This window comes from Flavobacterium artemisiae, from assembly GCF_042678225.1.
GTDB classification, from domain to species: Bacteria; Bacteroidota; Bacteroidia; order Flavobacteriales; family Flavobacteriaceae; genus Flavobacterium; species Flavobacterium artemisiae.
Genome location: NZ_JBHUDZ010000009.1, coordinates 184,659 through 190,981, shown reverse-complemented (window position 1 = coordinate 190,981; position 6,323 = coordinate 184,659). Strand labels below are relative to the sequence as shown.

The 6,323-nt window shown below is 36.5% G+C and carries 2 protein-coding genes; one reads left to right on the top strand and one right to left on the bottom strand.

Annotation, left to right across the window (positions count from 1 at the left end):
- Positions 1-152 precede the first annotated feature (152 nt).
- Entirely contained in the window at positions 153-1,346 is a 1,194-nt protein-coding gene (gene sucC, locus ACFSC2_RS09895; protein ID WP_179006863.1) for an ADP-forming succinate--CoA ligase subunit beta, read from the bottom strand.
- Positions 1,347-1,762: 416 nt separating this feature from the next.
- Here sucC and gltB point away from each other — a divergent pair, with 416 nt between their 5' ends.
- A complete protein-coding gene (gene gltB / locus ACFSC2_RS09890; RefSeq protein WP_379814150.1) occupies positions 1,763-6,280 on the top strand; it encodes a glutamate synthase large subunit in 4,518 nt (1,505 codons plus the stop codon).
- The last annotated feature ends 43 nt before the right edge of the window (positions 6,281-6,323 follow it).

Below are 6,323 nucleotides of genomic sequence, written 5' to 3'. Positions count from 1 at the left end.
CAAAGTTCGCAAAGCTATATGGATAAAGCTTTGCGAACTTTGCGTTTTTATATTAACAATACTTAGAAAAAACCTTGCGTGCTTTGCGATTAAAAAAAAATCCACTCCGCAAAACGGAATGGATTTTCTATATAAATTGATTTCTTATTTAATTAAGAAAGAGCAGCTTTAACTTGGTCAGCAGCTTCTTGGAATTGAACTGCAGACAAGATTGGCATACCAGAGTTGTCAATTAATTCTTTTGCAATTTCAGCATTTGTTCCTTGCAAACGAACGATAATTGGCACTTTAATAGCATCTCCCATGTTTTTGTAAGCATCAACAACACCTTGAGCAACACGGTCACAACGAACGATTCCTCCAAAGATGTTAATTAAGATAGCTTTTACGTTTGGATCTTTCAAGATAATTCTGAAAGCAGTTTCAACACGTTTAGCATCAGCAGTTCCACCAACGTCAAGGAAGTTAGCAGGCTCAAAACCAGCGTATTTAATTAAATCCATAGTTGCCATTGCAAGACCAGCTCCGTTTACCATACATCCTACAGTACCGTCAAGGTCAACATAGTTAAGACCAACTTCTTTAGCTTCAACTTCGATTGGATTCTCCTCACGGATATCTCTCATTTCAGCATATTTAGGTTGTCTGTATAAAGCGTTATCGTCGATGTTAACTTTAGCATCAACAGCTAAGATTTTGTTATCAGAAGTTTTAAGAACTGGGTTGATTTCGAACATAGAAGCATCAGAACCAATGTAAGCATTGTATAATGCATCGATGAATTTCACCATTTCTTTGAAAGCATTTCCAGAAAGTCCTAAATTGAAAGCAATTCTTCTAGCTTGGAAACCTTGTAAACCTACAGAAGGATCAACTTCTTCAGTAAAAATTAAGTGTGGCGTGTGCTCAGCAACTTCTTCGATATCCATTCCACCTTCAGTAGAATACATAATCATGTTACGTCCTGTACCTCTATTCAATAAAACAGAAACATAAAATTCAGAAGTTTCGCTTTCACCTGGATAGTAAACATCTTCTGCAACTAATATTTTGTTTACTTTTTTACCTTCAGGCGGAGTCTGAGGTGTAATCAATTGCATTCCGATGATTTGTTCTGCTAACTCTTCAACTTGCTGTAAGTTTTTTGCCAGCTTAACTCCACCACCTTTTCCACGACCACCTGCGTGAATTTGTGCTTTAATTACATGCCATCCTGTTCCGGTTTCGGCAGTTAATTGTTTTGCAGCAGCTACAGCTTCAACCGCATTATTAGCCACAATTCCGCGTTGTACGCGTACTCCGTAACTCGCTAAAATTTCTTTTCCTTGATATTCGTGTATGTTCATAATATAGAATTTGTCTGGTCCTGAATTTATTTCAGAATAAAAGTGCGACAAAAGTAACAAAATACAACTTAATAGTAAAATCTTTTTCAATTAAATAATATTGGCGATTAAGTATTAAACGTTGATTATTTCGCAACGCAAACAAATCGTTAACGGAATAATTTGTTAATGTTAACACAAAACCATTAAAACGTTTGATATTTAACAAATAATTCATAGGTTTTACTAGCGCTGCGACGATTTTTCTTAATATATTTTATTCTCAATTATGATTTTGATAATTCGCAATGGTTTATATAACAATATTATCATTTAAGAACCCTTTTTCTAATATTACTACAAAAATGAAAGTGAATTGATAATTTCACTACATTATGTTTAACGAAATCTTTATTTTTGTAGAAAAAATATCAAGAATGAGAGTTAAAGAACAAGGGCTTTATTTGCCTGAATTTGAACACGACAATTGTGGTGCAGGATTTATTTGTAATTTGAATGGTATTAAATCTAACGACATCATTCACAAAGCATTGGACATCTTAATAAAATTAGAACATCGTGGTGCCGTTAGTTCTGATGGAAGAACTGGTGACGGAGCCGGAATTTTATTTGATATCCCGCATGCCTTCTTTAAGAAAGTATGTGACTTTGAAATCCCAGAAACGCGTGAGTATGCAGTAGGAATGGTTTTTTTACCAAAAAGCAAAAACCAAGTCTCTTTCTGTATGAATGCTTTCGAATCAACAATCAAAGATCAGAATTTGAAGATTTTAGGTTGGAGAGATGTACCTGTTGACGTTGAAAATCTAGGGCAGATTGCCGCAGAAAAAGAACCAACAGTTAAACAAGTTTTCGTTTCTAAAAACGGTCAGGAATTAACTGAACAAGAGTTTAATGCAAAACTTTTTGCAGCTAGAAAAATTGCTGAACATGCTATAAGAGGCTCTAAAACCTCAGAAAGCCACATGTTTTATTTTACTAGTTTATCGACAACTACTATTATATATAAAGGTCTGTTGATGCCGGAAGACATCAGCCGCTATTATATTGACTTGAAAGATCCAGACTTGGTGACGCGTCTTGCGCTTGTTCACCAACGTTTCTCTACAAATACATTCCCATCTTGGGACTTAGCACAGCCGTTTAGATACATGTGTCATAATGGTGAGATCAATACACTTCGTGGAAACGTAAGCCGTATGCGTGCTCGTGAAGAGCTTATGCAGAGCAAAGTTTTTGGCGATGATATCAAAAAATTATTCCCAATTATCTTAGAAGGAAAATCAGATTCTGCTTCTATGGATATGGTGGTTGAACTTTTATTAATGACTGGACGTTCTCTTCCAGAGGCAATGATGATGGTAGTTCCTGAAGCTTGGGAAAAACACCAGACAATGTCTGAAGAGAAAAGAGCTTTCTACGAGTACAATGCTTGTATCATGGAACCTTGGGATGGTCCTGCTTCTATTCCGTTTACAGATGGTAACGTGATTGGAGCTTTACTAGACAGAAATGGTTTACGTCCGTCTCGTTATACATTAACACATAGTGGTTTTGTAATTATGTCGTCTGAAATTGGTGTTCTTGACATCGATCCAGAAGATGTAATTCAGCACGGTCGTTTGGAGCCAGGAAAAATGTTCTTAGTTGATATGAATGAAGGGCGTATCATCGAAGACGAAGAAGTTAAAAAAGCGATAGTTACAAAACGTCCTTATAAAGAATGGGTTGATGCTAATCTATTGCCTTTAGCTAAAGTTCCTTACACCAACAATCCTACTCCTGTTGAAAAATTAGATTTCTTAACAAGACAGCGTTTATTTGGCTACACGATTGAAGATTTAAAAACAATCATCAATCCAATGGGTAGTGACGGAGCTGAAGCAATCAGTTCTATGGGTAACGATACACCTTTGGCCGTTTTATCAGACCAGCCACAGTTGTTGTACAATTACTTTAAACAATTATTTGCTCAGGTGACTAACCCGCCTTTGGATGGTATTCGTGAAGAAATCATTACCGATATTAGTTTAGCAATTGGTGGAGATTTTAATATTTTCGAAATCGAATCTAAACAATGTAAAAAACTAAAAATCCAAAATCCAGTCGTTTCTAATGAGGATTTGGATAAAATTAGAAATATTGATCACGCAGATTTCAAATCGGCTACCATTTCTACTTTATATAAAATAGAAAAAGGAGTTAACGGTTTAGAGCGTGCTCTTGAAAAATGTGTTCAAGCAACTTTTAAAGCGGTTGAAGAAGGATGTAACATCATTATCTTATCGGATAGAGGTGTTAGCGAAGAATTGGCCCCAATCCCTATGTTATTGGCTTGTTCTTACATTCACCACTCTTTGAACATTTTACAGGTTCGTTCTAAATTCGGAATTATCATCGAATCTGCAGAACCTCGCGAACCGCATCACTTTGCTTTATTATTCGGATACGGTGCAAGTGCGATTAACCCTTACATGGTAAATGAAATCATTCACGATCAAGTTGCTCAAGGTTTCATTACAAAAGTAAAAGCTGATTACGCAGTTGTAAATTACAACAAAGCGATCGCGAAAGGAATCGTAAAAATCATGAATAAAATTGGTATCTCTACTTTACATTCGTACAGAGCTGCTCAGATTTTTGAGATTTTAGGATTAAACAAGACATTTACGTCTAAATATTTCCCTTACACACCTTCTAGAATTGAAGGAATTGGTTTAATGGAAGTGGAGAAAGAAGTGAAGAAACGTTTTCAAAAAGCTTTCCCAAATTCAAAAATTGCAAACTTGCTTTCTCTTGAAATTGGAGGTATTTACAGATGGAGACGCGGTGGCGAAAAACACATGTTTAACCCAACTACGATTTCTAAATTACAACAAGCTGTTCGTTTAAACAGCCCAGAAAGTTATAAAGAATACTCTAATGCCGTTAACGAGCAAAGCTCAAACTTAATGACGATTAGAGGTTTATTTGAATTCAACAATCTTGACCCAATTTCTATTGATGAAGTAGAACCTTGGACAGAAATTGTAAAGAAATTCAAAACTGGAGCCATGTCTTATGGATCGATTTCGAGAGAAGCGCATGAGAATTTGGCAATTGCAATGAACAGAATTGGTGGAAAAAGTAACTCTGGAGAAGGTGGAGAAGATCCAAAACGTTTCCAGAAAGAAATTAACGGAGATTCTAGAAACTCTGCAATTAAACAAGTTGCTTCAGGACGTTTTGGTGTTTCGATCAACTATTTGACAAACGCTAAAGAAATCCAAATCAAAATGGCTCAGGGTGCAAAACCTGGAGAAGGTGGACAATTACCTGGAGAAAAAGTAGTGCCGTGGATTGCAGAAACGAGAAACTCTACGCCTTATGTAGGTTTGATTTCACCTCCGCCTCACCACGATATTTATTCTATTGAGGATTTATCTCAGTTGATTTATGATTTAAAGAATGCAAACCGTGAAGCTCGTGTAAACGTAAAATTAGTTTCTGAAGTTGGAGTTGGAACCATCGCTGCTGGTGTTGCCAAAGCAAAAGCAGACGTGATTTTAATTTCTGGTTATGACGGAGGAACGGGTGCTGCACCATTAACTTCATTACAACACACAGGTATTCCTTGGGAGCTTGGTTTAGCAGAAGCTCAACAAACTTTGATTCTAAATGACTTAAGAAGCCGTGTAGTTCTTGAATGTGACGGACAGTTGAAAACAGGTCGTGACGTGGCGATAGCTGCTTTACTTGGAGCTGAAGAATTCGGTTTTGCAACTGCACCGTTAGTAGCTTCTGGATGTATCATGATGAGAGCTTGTCACTTAAATACTTGCCCGGTTGGTATTGCAACTCAGGATCCAGAATTGAGAAAAAATTTCAAAGGAACTCCAGAGCACGTAATCAACTTCATGTATTTTATTGCTGAGGAATTGAGAGAGATTATGGCTCAATTAGGTTTCAGAACATTAAAAGAGATGGTAGGTCAGTCACAAAAATTAAATGTGAACAAAGCTATCAAACACTATAAAGCAAATGGTTTAGACTTGTCTTCAATTCTATACAAACCGGAAAAAGCGAAACATGTTCCAAATCACAATACTACAACTCAAGATCACGAACTTGAAAATGTATTAGATTTTGATATCATTAAAGAAGCGATTCCGTCTATTTATAGAAAAGAAAAAACAAGAGTTACCTTTAAGATTAAAAATACAGACCGTTCTGTAGGTGCGATTTTGAGTAACGAAATCTCAAAAATATACGGCGCACAAGGTTTACCTGATGACACTATTTTAGTTGATTTTGAAGGTTCTGCCGGACAAAGTTTTGGCGCTTTTGCAACAAACGGATTGTCGTTTAAAATTCACGGAAACTGTAATGATTATTTAGGAAAAGGGCTTTCTGGAGGAAAATTGATTATCAAGGTACCTCCTACTGCAACTTTCAAACCTGAAGAAAACATCATTATTGGAAACGTTGCCCTTTACGGAGCTATTACCGGAGAGGCTTATATTAATGGAATGGCCGGAGAGCGTTTCTGTGTTAGAAATTCTGGAGCAACTGCGGTTGTTGAAGGAATTGGAGATCACGGCTGCGAGTACATGACCGGTGGTACAGTGGTGGTTTTAGGAAAAACAGGAAGAAACTTCGCGGCTGGTATGAGCGGTGGTGTAGCTTATGTTTACGATCCGAACAAGAAATTTGATGCTACAGTTTGTAATATGGAAATGGTTGCCTTTGACCCAATGGAAGAAGAAGACGTTACCAAACTAAGAAAACTGATCAAAAACCATTCATTGTACACCAGCAGTCCATTAGCAAAAAGAATTTTAGCAGACTGGGAAAATGAACAAAAGCACTTCGTAAAAGTAATGCCGACTGATTACAAAAAAGCATTACAAAGAATTGCAGAAGAGAAAAAAATAGAAGAATTAATAGCGGGATAAATGATTGTAGATTTTAGAGTTCAGATTTTAGATTAAAACTTAA

Coding starts and splice junctions, on each gene's coding strand:
- sucC (WP_179006863.1), bottom strand. CDS start 1,346: ATGAACATACACGAATATCAAGGAAAAGAAATTTTAGCGAGTTACGGA.
- gltB (WP_379814150.1), top strand. CDS start 1,763: ATGAGAGTTAAAGAACAAGGGCTTTATTTGCCTGAATTTGAACACGAC.